The organism is Rugamonas sp. DEMB1 (genome assembly GCF_029834475.1).
In the GTDB taxonomy this organism is placed as follows: Bacteria; Pseudomonadota; Gammaproteobacteria; order Burkholderiales; family Burkholderiaceae_D; genus Rugamonas; species Rugamonas rubra.
The window spans coordinates 2,053,908-2,070,979 of sequence record NZ_CP122407.1 but is presented as its reverse complement, the minus strand read 5'-3'; the positions used below and the strand labels follow the sequence as shown (position 1 = coordinate 2,070,979).

Sequence of the window (17,072 nt, the reverse complement as noted above, 5' to 3'; positions counted from 1 at the left end):
GGATGCCTGCCGACCATTGTGCTCGCCCACGTCCGAACCGAGTGGCGGACGTTTGATCCATATCAAAAAATACAGGATTTTGCCGACCGCCGCCCACAAGCGGAACGTGGCGCCTCCCAGCTACCGCGCCAAAGACAGCGCCCTACTTCGGCGCGGCGCCGCGCAGCGCCTCGCCGCGCGCCACCAGCCAGCGCAAGGGCGCCGGCAGCGGCGGCAGTTCCAGCAAGGGCGCGTCGATGGCGTCGAGGGTGTTCTTGACCAGCAGGCCCAGTTCCGTGTCGCCCTCCATCGACAGGCGGCGGCAGAAGAACAGCGTGTCCGGATCCTCCTCGCGGCGCGCCAGCGCCAGGAAGTCGCGCGCGCTGGCGCCGATCACCAGGTCGACCGCCTCGCCGCGCTGGCAGGCGCAGAAGCGGCCGCCGTCCCAGCTGAAGTCGAAGGCCAGGCCGGCGTCGCGCACGCTGATGCGCATGCGCTTGCCCTGCAGCGACTGGCGCACGTCCTCCGGCAGGTGGCGCCGCAACGCGAGGTTGAGCGCGCCGACGAACAGCAGCGAGCCGGGATAGGCCGGCAGCTTGCCCAGCAGCGCCGCCAGCGACGGCGGCACGGTGCCGACGGCGGGCGTCATGCCTCGCTCCCGGCCAGCGCCAGCTCGCGCTCGGCGGCGCCGCCCTGCTCCAGTCCGGCGCGGCCGTACCAGTAGCCGTCGCAGGCCTCGGCCGGCATCCACTGGCGCAGCGCCTGCGAGGCCTGGGCCGGCGTGGCGGCGCCACGGCGCACCGAGTCGAAGGCGTCGAGCACGGCGATGCTGTGCTCGGCCTGCGGGCTGATGCGCACCACGTCGACGCCCATGCCGGCGATGCGATCGAGCTCGCCGGCCAGGTTGTAGACCAGCGCCGACTGCGTCTGGGTGCCGTTCAACACCAGGAAGGGGGCGTTCTCGCGGGTCTGCATCAGCAGGCCGTCGGCGTGCTCGAGGCAGCTGAACTGGCAGTTGTCCTTGGGCAGGTTGCGGTGGCGCGCGGTGAAGCAGCGCGCCGAGAAGGCCAGCGGCATGCGGCCGTAGGCGAACAACTCGGTCTGCATGCCGGCCGGGCGGTGCTGCTGCATCACGCCCAGGCCGACCCGGCCCATCTCCAGCGGCATCACCCAGCGGCTCGCGCCCATCTGGTGCAGCAGCTGCAGCGTCGGCGGGTTGTAGATGTTCAGGTGCGGCCCGGCGACGAAGGGCACCTCGCCGGCCAGGCAGTGCACCGCGCCCATGTCGTTGGCCTCGACCATGAAGCGGCCGTTGTCGGTGATGCGGCGCAGCGTGCTCATGTCGGCGGTCGACTCGAGCAGCACCTGGGTCGACAGCACCACCTCCTTGCCGGCCGCCTGCAGCCGCTCGGCCACGTCGAGCCAGTCGGACAGGCGCAGCTCGTGGCGGCGCGAGCACACCGTCTCGCCGAGGTAGACGATGTCGGCGGCGCTGTTGGCCACCTCCTCGTAGAATTTCAGTACCGTGTCACGGGGCCAGTAGTACAGGATGGGGCCCGAACGCGAGTTTCAACATGTTCTCTCCTGATTCATTTCCACGAGCGGTGGTAGGCGCCCAGCGTGTGCTGCTGCCCCTCCGCCACTTTGTTCAATTCGCTCATCCAGGCCGGCCGCACCGAGTAGCGCGCCGGGTTCTGCAGGCACTGGTCGATCGCCTCGCGCCACACCCGCGTCACCTGCGCGGCGTAGGCCGGGCTGCGCTGGCGGCCCTCGATCTTGACGGCGCGGATGCCCATGCCGATCAGCTGCGGCAGCAGTTCCAGCGTGTTCAGGCTGGTCGGCTCCTCGATGGCGTAGTAGTTCTCGCCCTCGACGTCGAAGCGGCCCTTGCACAGCGTGGGGTAGCTGGCGTTTTCGGTCTCCGTGTAGCGGTCGATCAGCACGCCGTTCAGGCGCGACTCCAGGCCCTTCGGCGTCTGCTGCCAGCGCACCGCCTTGGCCGGCGAGCACACGCCGTGGGTGTTGGGCGCCTCGCCGGTGGCGTAGGACGACAGCGCGCAGCGGCCCTCGACCATCACGCACAGGCTGCCGAAGCCGAACACCTCGATCTCGACCGGGGTGTTGGCCTTGACCAGCTCGACCTGGGCCATCGACAGCACGCGCGGCAGCACCGCGCGCGCCACGCCGAAGTGCTTGTGGTAGAAGTTGATCGCCTCGTAGTTGGTGGCCGAGCCCTGCACCGACAGGTGCAGGCGCAGGTTCGGGTAGTGGTCGGAGGCGTAGCGCATCAGGCCGGGGTCGGCCAGGATCACCGCGTCGACGCCGGCCCGGGCGGCGCGGTCGATGGCGGTGCGCCACAGCGCGGCGGTGTCCGGCTGCGGATAGGTGTTCAGCGCCAGCAGCACCTTGCAGTCCTTGCGGTGGGCATAATCGATGCCCTGGGCGATGGCGGCGTCGTCGAAGTTCAGGCCGGCGAAGTTGCGCGCGTTGGTGGCGTCGCGGAAGCCCAGGTAGACGCAGTCGGCGCCGTTGTCGACGGCGGCCTTCAGCGCCGGCAGGCTGCCGGCCGGGCAAACCAGCTCGATCGGCGGTGTGGGAACGGCTGTATGGCTCATGTTCATGGGGTTGCACTCAAAAGGAAAACCGGCGTGGTGGCCGGGACAAACAGAATTCGGGCGGCGCCCGCCTCAGGCCGCGGCGCTGCTGGCCGCCGCCGGCACGACGCCGTTGAGCATGTAGTCGACCAGCTCGCGCACCGGGCGCATGGCACGGCCGAACGGCAGCGCCTCGCTGCCACGGAAGAACAGGCCGCGCTTGGTGTCGCCCTTCAGCGCGAAGGCCAGCTGCGTGTCGATGCAGAACTGGCCGGCCTTGGCCAGGCCGTCGCGCCAGCCGCACTGCTGCAGGCAGTCGAAGCCGACCGTGCAGTCCTTGGCCTTGGCCTTGCCCTGCAGCTTGGCCTCCTTGTCGAGGTAGTTCATCAACCAGGGCGTACGCACGGCGCGCGCCGGCAGGCCGGCCGCGCTCATGAAGGTGACGGTGTCGTCCGGCCCGGCGTCGAGCAGCACGCGCTTGAAGCCGGCGTCGGCGTCGCCCTCGGTGCTGACGGCGAACGGCGTGCCGAGCTGCACCGCGCTGGCGCCCTGGCCGATCAAGTCGCGCACCTGGGCGTGCTGGTGCAGGCCGCCGGCGACGATCAGCGGCAGGCGCTCGCGCTCGATGCCCAGCTCGCGCAGCAGCGCCAGGGTTTCCTCCAGCACGCGCGGGAAGGCGTAGCGCGGGTCGTTCAGGGTGGCGCTGTCGGGCGCGCCGAGGTGGCCGGCGGCGTAGCGCGGGTTTTCGATGACGATGGCGTCGGGCAGGCGCTGGCGCCGCATCCACTTCTTCAACAGCAGGGCGATGCCGCGCGCGTCCGACAGCACCGGGATCAGCGCCACGTGCGGATGCTCGGCGGTCAGTTCGGGCAGGTCGAGCGGCAGGCCGGCGCCGACCACCAGCGCGTCGGCGCCGGCCTCGCAGGATTTGCGCACCAGGTCGGGATACTGGCTGACGGCGCGCATCACGTTCACCGCGATCATGCCGTGGCCCCCGGCCAGCGCCTTGGCCTGGACGATCTCGCGTTCGAGCGCGCTCAGGTTGGCCGCCTCGATCAGGGCGCGGTCGCGGCTGCGGCCGGTGGCGGCCATCAGGTCGGCGTGGTGGCGCCGCAGGTCGACGCTGGCGATGGTGCCCATCGCGCCCAGGCGCGCCACGGCGCCGGCCAGGCGGTGCGCCGAGACGCCGACACCCATGCCGCCCTGCACGATCGGCAACAACAGCCGGTCCTTGATTTTGAATCTCTCGAATACGCTCAACAACATGGTGTGGCCCGACAATTGACGAGGCCGAACTGTAACGCGCGGGAAGTATGCAAATCCTTGATGTGAATCAAAGATTTCAATCTTGACCAAATGTGACAATGCAGGCTGACACCAAAGCAATCATGAAGAGGCAAAGCAAATGAGCACCATCGGCAACTTCCTGGGACGCGATCACCGCATGTGCGACGATCTGTACACGCTGGCCGAGGCCCGCGTCGCCACGCGCAACTGGCCCAGCGCCAACGCCGACTTCGCCGATTTCCGCCAGTGCCTGGAGCACCACCTGCGCCTCGAGGAGGCCGTGCTGTTCCCCGCGCTGGAAGCCTGCATGGGCCACAACTGCGGCCCGACCAGCGTGATGCGCGACGAGCACCGCCAGATGCGCGAGCTGGTGCGGCGCATGGCTGCCACCATCGCCGACCACCTGCGCGACGACTTCTTCGACCTGGCCCATGCCCTGCGCATGCTGATGCGCCAGCACCACTTGAAGGAGGAAGGCATCCTGTACCCGATGATCGACCGCTTCCTGTCCGACCGCCACGCCGAGCTGCTGGCGGCGATGGACAACATCGACGCGCCGGCGGCGGCGCCGGCGATGGCCGTACTCGACACCGGCGCGCCGGCCGAAACGGCCCTGGCGAGCGGCGGCGCGCTATGAACGCCATGCCGCTCGAACTGCGCGCGCCGCGCGCGCCACGTCCCCTGAGCACGCCGCAACTGGCGCTAGCCTCGGCGCCGCACTGCGACCCGCACTGGCTCGACGCCTGCCTGCGCCAAACCACGCCGACCGCCAACGCCCTGCTCAAGCAGATCTTCGGCGACAGCGTGATGCCGCGCGGCGAGGCGGTCTGGCTGAGCGACCTGATCGAATTGATGGCGCTGTTCGGCGTCGACCCGCGCGCCACCCGCACCGGCGTGTTCCGCCTGACCGAGCAGGGCTGCCTGTACGCGCGCCGCTACGGCCGGCGCAGCGCCTACGCCCTGCTGCCGGACGCCGCCGAGCAGCTGCGCGGCGCCTGGCACTCCTTGAGCGCGCCGCCCGACTACGCCTGGGACGGCAGCTGGAGCCTGGTCATCAACACCGGCGGCAGCGGCACCGCGCCGGCCTTCGCCGCGCTGCGCCGCAGCCTGGCCGAGCAGGGCTACTGCGCGCTGGCGCCGCAGGTGCTGGCGCGGCCGACCATGCCGGAGCGCTGCGGCCGCGACGATCCGCCGGCCCTGGGCCTGGCCCAGCAGGGCAGCGTGCTGCAGGTGGCCGGCCAGCAGGTCGACGGCCTCGGGCCGCTGCAGGAGATGGGCCGCCAGGCCTGGAACCTGGACGCCACCGCCGCGCCCTACCACGCCTTCCTGCGCCGCTTCGCCCCGCTACGCCACGCCCTGGCCGACGGCCAGGCGCTCAGCGCGCGCCAGGCCTTCGCCCTGCGCATGCTGGTGGCCGACGCCTACCGCCAGTGCCGCGCCAGCGATCCGCTGCTGCCCAGCGCCTTCCTGCCGCAGGACTGGCCGGCCATGCCGGCCTACGAATTGTGCCTCGACCTGTACCTGCACACCTTCCCGCTGGCGCGCCAGCACGTCGAGCAGTCGCTGGGCGAACCGGTGCCGCCACCGCCGCCGCTGCGCAACGAGCGCACGCTGCAACGTCCGCCCTTCCGCATCCACGCCCTGTCCAAGGCCTGAGCCGCCGGCCACCCCAAGTAAGCCCAGCGGCGCAAACCCAGGGTCAGACCCTAGGGTCTGACCCTAGCTCCCTGCCGTTGGGTTTGTAGCCGCCGGCACCTTGGCATCGCGACATGCCGGCCGCACCATCGCGGCGCGCCGCGCCCTCCGCCGCCGCGCCATCGTGGCGCATTCCTCCGCACCGCTCGGCAAAACGCACCAGGATGGCGCGCCGTCCTGGTGCGTCGCGCACCGTTCCACGGCAAATTCTCACCAAAGCGATTCCGCAAATAAACTTCAAAATCAAGCACTTAACATTTCGCACCAAAATGGAATGAATATTGCTTTGATAGTGCATGCACTTATTTTGACGCCTTATTTTGGGGAGTAACGCAATGGATGGACACAACAACGGTGCCGACGCACTCTTTATCCTGCTCGGCGCGATCATGATCCTGGCGATGCACGCCGGCTTCGCCTTTTTGGAGCTGGGCACGGTCAGAAAGAAGAACCAGGTCAACGCCCTGGTCAAGATCCTGGTCGACTTCGCCGTCTCCACCATCGCCTATTTCTTCGTCGGCTACGGTGTCGCCTACGGCATCGACTTCTTCGCCTCGGCCGACGTGCTGGCGGCCAAGAACGGCTACGAGCTGGTCAAGTTCTTCTTCCTGCTGACCTTCGCGGCGGCGATCCCGGCCATCATCTCCGGCGGCATCGCCGAGCGCGCCCGCTTCTATCCGCAGCTGGCCGCCACGGCGCTGCTGGTCGGCCTGGTCTACCCCTTCTTCGAGGGCATCGTCTGGAACCAGCGCTTCGGCGTGCAGGCCTGGCTCAAGCTGGCCATGGGCGCCGAGTTCCACGACTTCGCCGGCTCGGTGGTGGTGCACGCCGTCGGCGGCTGGGTCGCGCTGCCGGCCGTGCTGCTGCTGGGCGCGCGCCGTGGCCGCTACATGAAGAACGGCGCCATCGCCGCCCACCCGCCCTCGTCCATCCCCTTCCTGGCGCTGGGCGCCTGGATTTTGACGGTGGGCTGGTTCGGCTTCAACGTGATGAGCGCGCAGGCGCTCGACAAGATGAACGGCCTGGTCGCCGTCAATTCGCTGATGGCGATGGTCGGCGGCACCCTGGTCGCCCTGCTGATGGGTAAGAACGATCCCGGCTTCGCCTACAACGGCCCGCTGGCCGGCCTGGTGGCCGTCTGCGCCGGCTCGGACCTGATGCACCCGTTGGGCGCGCTGGTCACCGGCGGCATCGCCGGCGCCATCTTCGTCTGGATGTTCACGCTGGCGCAGAACAAGTGGAAGATCGACGACGTGCTCGGCGTCTGGCCGCTGCACGGCCTGTGCGGCACCTGGGGCGGCCTGGCGGCCGGCATCTTCGGCAGCAAGGCGCTGGGCGGCATCGGCGGCGTCTCCTTCACGGCGCAGCTGGTCGGCACGCTGATGGGCGCGGTCATCGCCGTCGTCGGCGGCTTTGTCATCTACGGCGGCCTCAAGCTGGTGGTCGGCATCCGCCTCGACCCGGAGGACGAGTTCCAGGGCGCCGACCTGGCCATCCACCGCATCTCCTCGACGCCGGAGCGCGAGTCGCAGTCGATGGCGCAGCAGTAGGCGCCCGGTCACGGCGGGGCGAGCCAGCGCAAGCCCCGCGCGCATTCCATTCACGTCGACGATTTTTCGCCTACACTGGTGACATAGGCGCAAGGCGCGGTGGGAGGCGGCATGAGCGAGCTTCAGCGGGAAGAATTGGATGCGAAATTGGCGATGGCCGAGGCCAGAACCGACGCGAGAATGGCTGAAACGGACATTAAAATTGTCCAGGGTTACGTCAAAATGGCCAGCATCGAGGGGAAAATTGACGCGCTCGCCAGTTTGCTCAACGAGAAGATATCGGCAATGGCCATCACCATTGCGGAAGTAAAAGCAGGCATCAACAATCTACGAACGACGGTCGTCGTCACTGCGATCAGCATCGGCTTGGCGAGCGTTTTCGGCGTCGCCGCGTTCAACGCCACCGTGCTCTCGAACATGCTTGCCTCGTTTGAATCAGGCAAGAACATGAGCGCCGCCCAAGCGGAAGTGCAACGCCAACTGGAGGCGACCGCCGTCCTGCTCAACAAAGTGCAAAAGCAAATCGACCAAGCCCCTGCCCCGGCGCCAAAGAAATAGCGACGCGCTGGCGAAAAGCGGCTCGATAACAGTCAAACCGGCCGCTGCGACTCAGTCCGCCGCGCCATCCTCTTCCAGCAGCACGCCCAACATCTCGCGCGCCCAGCGGATCGAACTCTCCTCGTACAGCATGCCCTTCCTCAGGATCAGGTGGTTGATGCGGGTGCGCCGCGTCTGCGGCCGGTCGGGCGGGAAGTCGCGCTGCTCGATCTCGCGGTAGCGCTCCAGGCTGGCCTGGTGCAGCACGATGTGGCGCTGCAGCTCGGCCGCCGTGCCCAGCGGGCCGATCACGGCGTCGGCGCGCAGGCGCACCGTCAGCTCGTCGCGCAGGTCCATCACCGGGCTGGCCTCGGCGGCCCAGCGCTGCAACTCCGCGCGGCCCTGCGGCAGCACGCTGTAGATGCGCTTGCGCGTCTTGCCGGCGTCCGGCGCCGTCACCGACTCTATCCACAGCGCCTCCTCCATGCGTCCCAGCTCGCGGTAGATCTGCTGGTGGGTGGCGTGCCAGAAGTAGCCGATCGACTTGTCGAAACGGCGCGCCAGGTCGTAGCCCGAGGACGATTTTTCCAGCAGCGAGGTGAGCAAGGCGTGTGAGAGTGACATCGGCGCAGTCTAAACCCGGCCATCCAATTATGCAACCAGTTGCGTAATTGCGGATTTTGACCTACGATTATGAAACCAGTTGCATAGTGTTATTTTATTCACTTCATCCCCACCCACTTTTCCTCCAGGACCGCCATGACCGCCATGACCACCTATCCCCACCTGCTGGCCCCACTCGACCTCGGCTTCACCACCCTGCCCAACCGCGTGCTGATGGGTTCCATGCACGTCGGCCTGGAGGAGGCGCCGGACGGCTACGCCCGCATGGCCGCCTTCTACGCCGAACGCGCCCGTGGCGGTGTCGGCCTGATCGTCACCGGCGGCATCGCCCCCAACGAGGCCGGCCGCGCCATGCGCGGCGCCGCCGCCCTCTGCACCGAGGAGGAGGCCGAGCACCACAAGGAAGTCACCGCCGCCGTGCACGCCGAAGGCGGCAAGATCGCCCTGCAGATCCTGCACACCGGCCGCTACGCCTACCAGAAGAACGCGGTGGCGCCGAGCGCGCTGCAGGCGCCGATCAACACCGTGGTGCCGAAGGCGCTGAGCGGCGAGGAGGTCGAGCAGACCATCGAAGACTTCGCCCGCTGCGCCGGCCTGGCCCAGTACGCCGGCTACGACGGCGTCGAGATCATGGGCTCCGAGGGCTACCTGATCAACGAGTTCATCGCCGCCCGCACCAACTTGCGCGACGACGAATGGGGCGGCGACTACGCCAGCCGCATGCGCTTCCCGGTCGAGATCGTGCGCCGCGTGCGCGCCCGCGTCGGCGCCAACTTCATCATCATCTACCGCCTGTCGATGCTCGACCTGGTCGAGGGCGGCTCCAGCCACGAGGAGGTGGTGCAACTGGCCCAGGCCATCGAGGCGGCCGGCGCCACCATCATCAACACCGGCATCGGCTGGCACGAGGCGCGCATTCCGACCATCGCCACCAAGGTGCCGCGCGCCGCCTACGCCTGGGTCACCCAGCAGCTCAAGGGCAAGGTCGGCATTCCGCTGATCGCCACCAACCGCATCAACACGCCGGAGGTGGCCGAACAGCTGCTGGCCGACGGCTTCTGCGACATGATCTCGATGGCCCGCCCCTTCCTGGCCGACCCCTTCTTCGTGCGCAAGGCCGCCGAGGGCAAGGCCGACCAGATCAACACCTGCATCGGCTGCAACCAGGCCTGCCTGGACCACACCTTCAACGGCAAGATCACCTCCTGCCTGGTCAATCCGCGCGCCTGCCACGAGACCATCCTGACCATCGTCCCGGCCGCCAAGCGCGAGCGCGTCGCCGTGGTCGGCGCCGGCCCGGCCGGTTTGAGCTTCGCCACCACCGCCGCCGAGCGCGGCTTCGACGTCACCCTGTTCGACGGCGCCGAGCAGATCGGCGGCCAGTTCAACATCGCCAAGCAGGTGCCGGGCAAGGAGGAGTTCTACGAAACGCTGCGCTACTTCGGCCGCCAGATCGAGCTGACCGGCGTCAAGCTGGAACTCAACCGCCGCGTCTGCGCGCGGGACTTGGTCGCCGGCGAGTTCGCCCACGTGGTGCTGGCCACCGGCGTCACGCCGCGCACGCCGGCCATCGACGGCATCGACCATCCGAAGGTGGTCGGCTACCTCGACGTCCTGCGCGACAAGTGCGCGGTCGGCAAGACGGTGGCCGTGGTCGGCGCCGGCGGCATCGGCTTCGACGTGGCCGAATACCTGCTGCACAGCGGCCACAGCTCGAGCCAGGACAAGGCGCAGTTCTTCGCCGAATGGGGTGTCGACACCAGCAACAGCAACCGCGGCGGCCTGCAGAAGCCGGAGCAGAAGGCCAGCATCCGCCAGGTCTTCCTGTTGCAGCGCAAAGCCACCAAGGTCGGCGAAGGCCTGGGCAAGAGCACCGGCTGGATCCACCGCACCTCGCTGAAGAACCAGGGCGTGCAGATGGTCGCCGGGGTGGACTACCGCAAGATCGACGACGCCGGCCTGCACGTCACCGTCGACGGCAAGGACAGCATCATCCCGGCCGACACCATCGTCATCTGCGCCGGCCAGGAACCGCAGCGCGAGCTGCAGGCCGAGCTGCTGGCGGCCGGCTGCAAGGTGCACCTGATCGGCGGCGCCGACCTGGCCTCCGAGCTGGACGCCAAGCGCGCCATCAAGCAGGGCACCGAACTGGCCGCCTCACTATAGTCAGCCGGCACACGCAGCATCCACGGCGCGCGCCGGCATCTGCCGCGCGCGCCCTTTCCCACACTAGGAGAGCATCGATGAGCAACACCCACCCCTCGTTTGACACCCTGACGCTGAGCGTCGAAGACCACATCGCCACCGTGCGCCTGAACCGCCCGGAAAAGATGAACGCGATGAACCTGGCGATGTGGCACGACATCCGCGCCGCCTTCCAATGGATCGACGCCGCGCCGGAAGTGCGCGTCGCCGTGCTGGAGGGCGAAGGCAAGGCCTTCACCTCGGGCATCGACCTGCAGATGATGATGAGCCTGGGCGGCCAGATCCGCAACGACTGCGACGGCCGCACCCGCGAGGCGCTGCGCCGCCTGATCCTCGACCTGCAGGACACCCTGAGCAGCCTGGAACGCTGCCGCAAGCCGGTGCTGGCGGCGGTGCACGGCGCCTGCGTCGGCGGCGGCATCGACCTGATCGTCTGCGCCGACATGCGCTACTGCTCGGCCGACGCCTGGTTCAGCATCAAGGAGATCGACATCGGCATGGTGGCCGACGTCGGCACCCTGCAACGCCTGCCGCGCCTGATCGGCGACGGCATGGCGCGCGAGCTGGCCTACACGGCGCGCCGCGTCGACGGCGCCGAGGCGCGCCAGATCGGCCTGGTCAACCGCGTCTTCGACACGCCCGAGGCGCTGCGTGCCGGCGTGCGCGAGATCGCCGCCGCCATCGCCGCCAAGTCGCCGCTGTCGGTGCGCGGCGTCAAGGAGATGCTCGGCTACGCGCGCGACCACACGGTGGCCGACGGCCTGAACTACAACGCCACCTGGAACGCGGCGATGTTGATGTCGAACGACCTGCAGGAATCGATGATGGCCAACATGGCCAAGCGGGCGCCCGAGTTCAAGGACTGAAAAAACAAAACCGGCACGTGGCGCGCAAACGCCAGGTGCCGGCCGGTGTGCCGGGCGAAGCTCGCCAGCCGCCTACTGCAGGGCGACGGCGCTGGCCACCACGCCGTAGGCGCGATGGGCCTCGGCCAGCGTGAAGGCGGACGGGCTGTCGGTCAGGGCGGCATGCTCGGAACGGGCGCTGCGGTAGGTCAGCGGCATCTGGTAGCGGCGCAGTTCCTCTTCGCTGATCTTGCCGTCGTGGTCGGTATCGGCCACTTTTTCCAACTCGGCGCTGTCGAACTTGTGGAACTCGCTGGCGGCGTCCGGCTTGGTCAGCGGCTCGACGCCGTCCTTGGCGTTGGCGGCGGCCAGGCCGAAGCGGGCCTGGAAGATCTGCGTCTCGGGACGGTTGGCCAGTTGCTGCAGGCCTTCAAAGAATTGCTCCAAAGCCAACTTGGTCGCCGCGTCCTCGCTGCCGATGCCGCCCTGCGACTTCGACTGCGTGTCCGGCTGGGTGCTTTTCGTGTTGCCGGACGACATGTCGAGGCTGCTGGCCACAGCCTGCGAGCGGGCCTGTTCAGTCACGTCGAGCTCGCTAACGGCCAGATCGGCCTCGTAGGCGGCTTCGGAAGGTTCGTCCATGCGGTCCGGCATGCGGATAGGCGCGGCACGCCGCGCTGCGATCACCGCGGAGGCTAAAGACGAATTATTGATTGCATGGATCATGGCACCACTCCCATCTAGACGGTCGCGATTCGAACCGGCACTGGCACAGGCCTTACGCTGTGCGGATTTCGCCGGCCAGTACGGCCAGCAACTACGTTAGTACATATTGTAACAGTGTATTGACTAGATATAGCATTGTATTATAGCAACACCAAGATGCCCTCCGATAAACCCACGCTATCGTCCACCGGGGCCGTTCGCCGGCCCCGGGCCTGTCCCGGGCTTAGGCGGCGCCGAAGTCGATCACCACGCGCGAGGGCACGCGGCCGCTCTGCAGGCGGTCGAACACATTGTTGATCGCCGACAAGGGTTGCAACTCGTAGTCGGCCTTGACCTTGCCGGCCGCCGCGAAGGCCAGCGCCTCGGCCATGTCCTGGCGGGTGCCGACGAAGGAGCCGCGTATCGTGATGCAGTTGGCCACCACGTCGAACAGCGGCGTGGGGAACTCGCCCGGCGGCAGGCCGACCAGCACGCAGGTGCCGCGTTTGCGCGTCATCGCCACACCCTGGTGGAAGGCGCTCAGCGACGGCGCCGTGATCAGCACGCCGTGGGCGCCGCCGCCGGTGGCCAGGCGCAGGTCGCCGACCGGGTCGCCGCGCGAGGCGTTGAACACCAGCTCGGCGCCGAGGCGGCTGGCGTGGGCCAGCTTGCCGTCGTCGACGTCGATGGCGCAGACCCGCAGGCCCATCGCCAGCGCGTACTGGATGGCCAGGTGGCCCAGGCCGCCGACGCCGGAGATGGCGATCCACTGGCCCGGCTTGGCGCCGCTTTCCTTGATGCCCTTGTAGCAGGTGACGCCGGCGCAGATGATGGGCGCGGCGTCGGCGGCCGACAGGCCGGCCGGGATGCGGGCGACGTAGTTGGGGTCGGCCAGGATGTACTCGGCGAAGCCGCCGTTGCGCGTGTAGCCGCCGAACTGGGCCTCGCCGCAGACGGTTTCCCAGGCGGCCAGGCAATGTTCGCAATGGCCGCAGGCGGAGAACAGCCAGGGCACGCCGACGCGGTCGCCCAGCTTGACGGCGGTGACGCCCTCGCCCAGCGCCACCACCAGGCCGATGCCCTCGTGGCCGGGGATGAAGGGGACGGAGGGTTTGACCGGCCAGTCGCCGTGGGCGGCGTGCAGGTCGGTGTGGCAGACGCCGCAGGCTTCGGTCTTGACCAGGATCTGGCCCGGGCCGACGGCGGGAATCGGCAGTTCCCGCAGCGCCAGCGGCTGGCCCAGGGTTTCGACGACGGCGGCATGCATGGTGTTGGTGGTCATTGGCTGCTTTCAAGGGGGCGGCCGGAACACGCTCCGGCCAATCGGGCGCGGCGGAAAGGCACGGTCCGCTCGGCGCCATCTTGATACGCGACCATTATGGCAATTATGCAATAGCGTTGTATTTGATCCACATCAAATTGCACCGCATTGCCAAGCTCAACGCGGCAGGCCGATGACGATCTGCCGCGAGGCGTCCCACAGCCGCGCGGCGGCGTCCAGGCGGAACACGGTGAACGGCACTTGGCCGACGATGTCGCCGCGCTCGTCCCACTCGATGTCGGCGTAGGCCCCGGCGTAGTCGACGTCCTGGCCCCGCCGCAGCAGCTCGAGGGCGCCGGCGATGTCCTCCGGCCGCACCTTCTGGCCGGGCGCGTTCATCACCTGGCGCAGGCTGTCGCGGATCATCGGGCCGCTGGGGTTCTTGCTGCCGTTGAGCAGGCCGGCGCGCTCGATCGCCAGCGCCATCAGCATCACGATGTCGTAGGTGGGCGCGGTGAAGTCCTGCGGCTCGGCGCCGTACTGCGCCAGGTAGCTGCGGCGGAAGAACTGGTAGGAGGCGTTGTCGTACAGGCCGATGGTGGCGGCCGAGCCGGCGGCGCCGCCGGCGATCTGGCGCGGATCGGCCAGGTTGTCGATGAAGGTCTGGTTGCCGGCCGCCGTGCCGGGCAGCAGCCACAGGCCGGCGTATTGGTAGGGCAAGGCCTCGTTGAGCACGTTGGCCGAGATGTCGGCCGCCAAAATACCGTTGAGCACCACGTCCGGCTTGGCGTCGAACACCTGTTGCAGATACGCCGCGAAGCCGCTCTTCAGCCCGAAGGGCACCGCCACCGTCGCCACCACCTGCCCGCCCAGCGCCTGGAAGGCCGGCGTGAACAGGCTGTTGAGGCCGGCACCGAAGGCGTCGCCCTGGTTGACCAGCACCACGGCGCGGCGCTTGCCGGCGTCGAAGGCCAGCTTGGCCAGCACCGGCGTGGCGTCGACGTCGGAGACGCCGACGCGGAACACCAGGTCGGCGTCGGCGATGGTCGTCAGCGCCGGCGAGGAGCTCGACTCGGTGAGGATGGGCACGCCCTTGGCGATGGCCAGCGGCAGCAGGTTGAGCACGCGGGTCGAGGTCGACACGTTGAGGATGGGCACGCCGGCGGCGATCAGCTGGGCGCCCATGTCCTGCGCCTCGGCGTTGTCGCGCGCCACCAGGGCGATGGCGTTGAGGCGCTTGCCCAGCACGCCGCCGGCGTCGTTGATCTGCTTGGCCGCCAGCAGGAAGGCGTCGCGCGTCGAGGTGCGCCAGCCGACCGAGGCGATGTTGATCGCGCTCGGGTCGAGCATCGCCTGCAGCGGGTTGGCCGGCAGCGGCGTGGCGGCGTCGCCGCCGCCACCGCCACCGCAACCAACGCCAGCGCCGGCGCCGGCGCCGGCGAGCAGCAGCAACAGCGCGCGGCGCCGCCTAGAAACGGTATTCATATTGCAGCCCATAGCGCCGTCCCAGCGAAGGATAGTCGATGCCGCCGACGCCGGGGTCGACGTAGCGGCTGTTGCGCAGGTCGCGCACCTGCAGGCGCAGCTGTGAATGCTTGTCGACGCTCCAGCGCGCCGTCAGCGTGGTGTCGACATACGCGGCCAGGCGGTATTCCTGGTTGGCCAGCAGCACGTTGGCGGTGGCGGCCGGCCGCGTGCCGACGTAGCGGTTGTCTATGCTCAGCAGCAGCCTTTGCTCGAGCAGGCTGGCGCTGGCGCCGAAGTTGGCGCTGTTGCTGGGGAACAGCTCGCCGTCGGGCCGCTGCGCCAGCGGCGCCAGGGTGTAGCGGTTGACGCCGCGCTGGGTGTTGGCGCGGCTCAGGTTGGCGTAGGCGTTGAGCCAGCCGCGCTGGTAGCGCAGCTCCAGCTCGGCGCCGTTGACGGTGCTGTCGCTGCTGTTGCGCGCCACCACGTTGAAGAAGGCCTGCTCCAGCGTCACCAGCTCGCTGACCTTGGTGTGGTACACGGCCAGGCTGGCGTTCCAGTGCGCCGACGGCGGCGTGCTCAGCTGCGCCTCCAGCGTCTTCGACTTCTGCGGCGCCAGCGCGGGGTTGCCGCGCAGGTCGCCCGGCTGCACGGCGGTGCGGTACAGCAGCTCGGCCGACGGCGCCTGGAAGCCGGTGCCGCCCAGCAGCTTCAGCCCCCATTGTCCGGGCAGCGTGCCGACCAGGCCGGCGCGCAGCGAACGCTGGCTGCCGTAGACGCCGTGGCGGTCCTGCCGGCCGCCCAGGATGGCCTGCCAGTGTTGCCCCAGGCCGAACTGCCACTGCGCGTACAGGCCGCTGTTGCGCAGCGTGCGCCGGGCCGGCGCGCTGAGCTGGAAATTGCCGCCGTCGACCAGGCTGTGGCGCTGGAACGACTCCAGCGTTTCGCGGTCGCGCAGCAGGTCGACGCCTAGCAGCAGGCTGCTCTGCGCGGCGGGCTGCCACAGCCACTCGGCGCCGCCGTCCAGCGCCTGGTAGCCGAAGCTGCGCAGCAAATAGTAGTCGGCGGCGCCGGTGCGCACCAGGTCGCCGGCGGCCGGCCGGCCCTGTCCGTAGCTGAGGCTGGCGCGCAGGGTGCTGCGCTCGCTCAGCATGTGGCTGTAGTTGAAGCGCAGGTAGCCCTGCTCCAGCGTGACGTGGCTGGGCGGGCGCAGCAGCGGGTTCAGGCTGGCGAAGACGTTGTCGCTGTCCTGGCGCTGCCAGAACAGGCTGGTCTGCAGCTCGTCGCGCCCGTCCGTCCACAGGTCGCGCAGGTACAGGCTGCGCGGCGCGCTGGTGTCCTGCGGCGCGGCGGGGGTCTTGGCGAAGCGCGCGTAGTCGGGCGAGATGCGCGGCAGCGCCAGGCCGCCGCGTTCCTCCTGCGCGCCCTGGAAGCCCCAGACCAGCGCGTGCCGGGCGAACTGGATCGTGCCGCTGCCCGCCAGCAGCGTGGCCGAGCGGCCGTCGCGGCCCCACTCGCGCCCCAGCGCCAGGCGCGGCGCGCCGTCGCGGCGGGTGATGACGTTGACGGCGCCGAGCAGCGCGTCGGCGCCGTACAGCACCGACACCGGCCCGCGCACCACCTCGATGCGCTCGACCATGCTCATCGGCACCAGCTCGAGGCCGCTCCACTGCTGCTGCGTGCTGCGGAAGGCGATCGGCTGGCCGTCCAGCAGCAGCTTGATCGAGCGGCTGGCCGACTGGGCCCCGGCGTTGATGCCGCGCACGCCGAAGTTGTGGTTGAGCCGGTCGTCGCTCTCGACGAAGCCGGCGACGTGGGACAGCGCCTCGGCCACGCTCTGGTAGCCGTAGCGGGCGATGTCGTCGGCGGTGAGCACGCTGACCACGGCAGGCGTGGCGTGCAGCGGGGTGGCGGTCTTGGTGGCGGTGAGCACCTTGATGTTGCGCAGCTGCTCCAGACTGAGGTCGAAATCGGCCGCCTCGTCGGCGCGTGCCGGGGCGGCCAACAACAGCGCCAACGATAGGGCCAAGCCCGGGGCCAAACCCGGCCCCGAACCCGGCCCCCCAGCCAGGCCCGGCGGGAGCGTCGACGGCTGGTGCCGCTGCGGCGGCGCCGTCCGCTTGCCTGCTGTGCCGTTCGCCATGCGCCCCTCCCAGCTTGCCGTCGTCAGCACAAAGTATTCTCCAATTCCTCCGCCATCACAAGCGCGTTTGTATCTTTTAGGAACGATTTGCGACATCCCCGCCGAGCCGGGCGCGCCATGCGAAAATCTCCACTCACGGCGCAGCGATTCGGCTAGAATCTTTAAAGTTAGTTGCGGCGTGGA

The 17,072-nt window shown here is 69.0% G+C and carries 15 protein-coding genes; 6 read left to right on the top strand and 9 right to left on the bottom strand.

The window, feature by feature from the left end:
* Positions 1-142: 142 nt before the first annotated feature.
* The 4 genes from QC826_RS09610 to QC826_RS09595 form a co-directional block, all read right to left on the bottom strand.
* Positions 143-628 carry an SCP2 domain-containing protein gene (locus QC826_RS09610; RefSeq protein ID WP_279765385.1) on the bottom strand — a complete coding sequence of 162 codons (486 nt, stop codon included), beginning with the start codon at positions 626-628 and terminating at the stop codon, positions 143-145.
* The gene (locus tag QC826_RS09605) at positions 625-1,482 is read right to left on the bottom strand and encodes a U32 family peptidase (RefSeq protein ID WP_279765384.1); all 858 of its coding nucleotides are present in this window, start codon (positions 1,480-1,482) and stop codon (positions 625-627) included. Before QC826_RS09605 ends, QC826_RS09610 begins: the two co-directional genes overlap by 4 nt.
* 86 nt (positions 1,483-1,568) lie before the next feature.
* Complete coding sequence (locus tag QC826_RS09600) at positions 1,569-2,594, bottom strand: peptidase U32 family protein (RefSeq protein ID WP_409567787.1); 1,026 nt, start codon at positions 2,592-2,594, stop codon at positions 1,569-1,571.
* Positions 2,595-2,666: 72 nt separating this feature from the next.
* A complete protein-coding gene (locus QC826_RS09595) occupies positions 2,667-3,839 on the bottom strand; it encodes a nitronate monooxygenase family protein (protein WP_279765382.1) in 1,173 nt (390 codons plus the stop codon).
* A gap of 139 nt (positions 3,840-3,978) precedes the next feature.
* Here QC826_RS09595 and QC826_RS09590 point away from each other — a divergent pair, with 139 nt between their 5' ends.
* The 4 genes from QC826_RS09590 (at position 3,979) to QC826_RS09575 (ending at position 7,663) form a co-directional block, all read left to right on the top strand.
* Positions 3,979-4,497, top strand: coding sequence for a hemerythrin domain-containing protein (locus tag QC826_RS09590; RefSeq protein ID WP_279765381.1), 519 nt, complete (start codon positions 3,979-3,981; stop codon positions 4,495-4,497).
* The gene (locus QC826_RS09585) at positions 4,494-5,516 is read left to right on the top strand and encodes a PaaX family transcriptional regulator C-terminal domain-containing protein (protein ID WP_279765380.1); all 1,023 of its coding nucleotides are present in this window, start codon (positions 4,494-4,496) and stop codon (positions 5,514-5,516) included. Before QC826_RS09590 ends, QC826_RS09585 begins: the two co-directional genes overlap by 4 nt.
* 374 nt (positions 5,517-5,890) lie before the next feature.
* The gene (locus tag QC826_RS09580; RefSeq protein ID WP_279765379.1) at positions 5,891-7,105 is read left to right on the top strand and encodes an ammonium transporter; all 1,215 of its coding nucleotides are present in this window, start codon (positions 5,891-5,893) and stop codon (positions 7,103-7,105) included.
* A 111-nt stretch (positions 7,106-7,216) separates the two neighbouring features.
* Positions 7,217-7,663, top strand: coding sequence for a hypothetical protein (locus tag QC826_RS09575; protein ID WP_279765378.1), 447 nt, complete (start codon positions 7,217-7,219; stop codon positions 7,661-7,663).
* A gap of 51 nt (positions 7,664-7,714) precedes the next feature.
* Here QC826_RS09575 and QC826_RS09570 read toward each other — a convergent pair whose 3' ends face one another.
* On the bottom strand, positions 7,715-8,266 hold the full coding sequence (locus tag QC826_RS09570; protein WP_279765377.1) for a PadR family transcriptional regulator: 552 nt from the start codon (positions 8,264-8,266) through the stop codon (positions 7,715-7,717).
* A gap of 144 nt (positions 8,267-8,410) precedes the next feature.
* Between QC826_RS09570 and QC826_RS09565 the strand changes: the two genes are divergently transcribed.
* On the top strand, positions 8,411-10,432 hold the full coding sequence (locus QC826_RS09565) for an FAD-dependent oxidoreductase (RefSeq protein WP_279766431.1): 2,022 nt from the start codon (positions 8,411-8,413) through the stop codon (positions 10,430-10,432).
* A 77-nt stretch (positions 10,433-10,509) separates the two neighbouring features.
* A complete protein-coding gene (locus QC826_RS09560) occupies positions 10,510-11,337 on the top strand; it encodes a crotonase/enoyl-CoA hydratase family protein (RefSeq protein ID WP_279765376.1) in 828 nt (275 codons plus the stop codon).
* Positions 11,338-11,409: 72 nt separating this feature from the next.
* Here QC826_RS09560 and QC826_RS09555 read toward each other — a convergent pair whose 3' ends face one another.
* The 4 genes from QC826_RS09555 to QC826_RS09540 all read right to left on the bottom strand — a co-directional run bounded on the left by QC826_RS09555 (position 11,410) and on the right by QC826_RS09540 (position 16,775).
* Positions 11,410-11,958 carry a hypothetical protein gene (locus QC826_RS09555; RefSeq protein WP_279765375.1) on the bottom strand — a complete coding sequence of 183 codons (549 nt, stop codon included), beginning with the start codon at positions 11,956-11,958 and terminating at the stop codon, positions 11,410-11,412.
* A 307-nt stretch (positions 11,959-12,265) separates the two neighbouring features.
* Complete coding sequence (locus tag QC826_RS09550; RefSeq protein ID WP_279765374.1) at positions 12,266-13,303, bottom strand: zinc-dependent alcohol dehydrogenase; 1,038 nt, start codon at positions 13,301-13,303, stop codon at positions 12,266-12,268.
* Positions 13,304-13,459: 156 nt separating this feature from the next.
* Complete coding sequence (locus QC826_RS09545; protein WP_279765373.1) at positions 13,460-14,767, bottom strand: ABC transporter substrate-binding protein; 1,308 nt, start codon at positions 14,765-14,767, stop codon at positions 13,460-13,462.
* Positions 14,751-16,775: a TonB-dependent siderophore receptor gene (locus QC826_RS09540; protein WP_279765372.1), complete on the bottom strand. Its 2,025-nt coding sequence runs from the start codon at positions 16,773-16,775 to the stop codon at positions 14,751-14,753. Before QC826_RS09540 ends, QC826_RS09545 begins: the two co-directional genes overlap by 17 nt.
* Between the last annotated feature and the right edge of the window lie 297 nt (positions 16,776-17,072).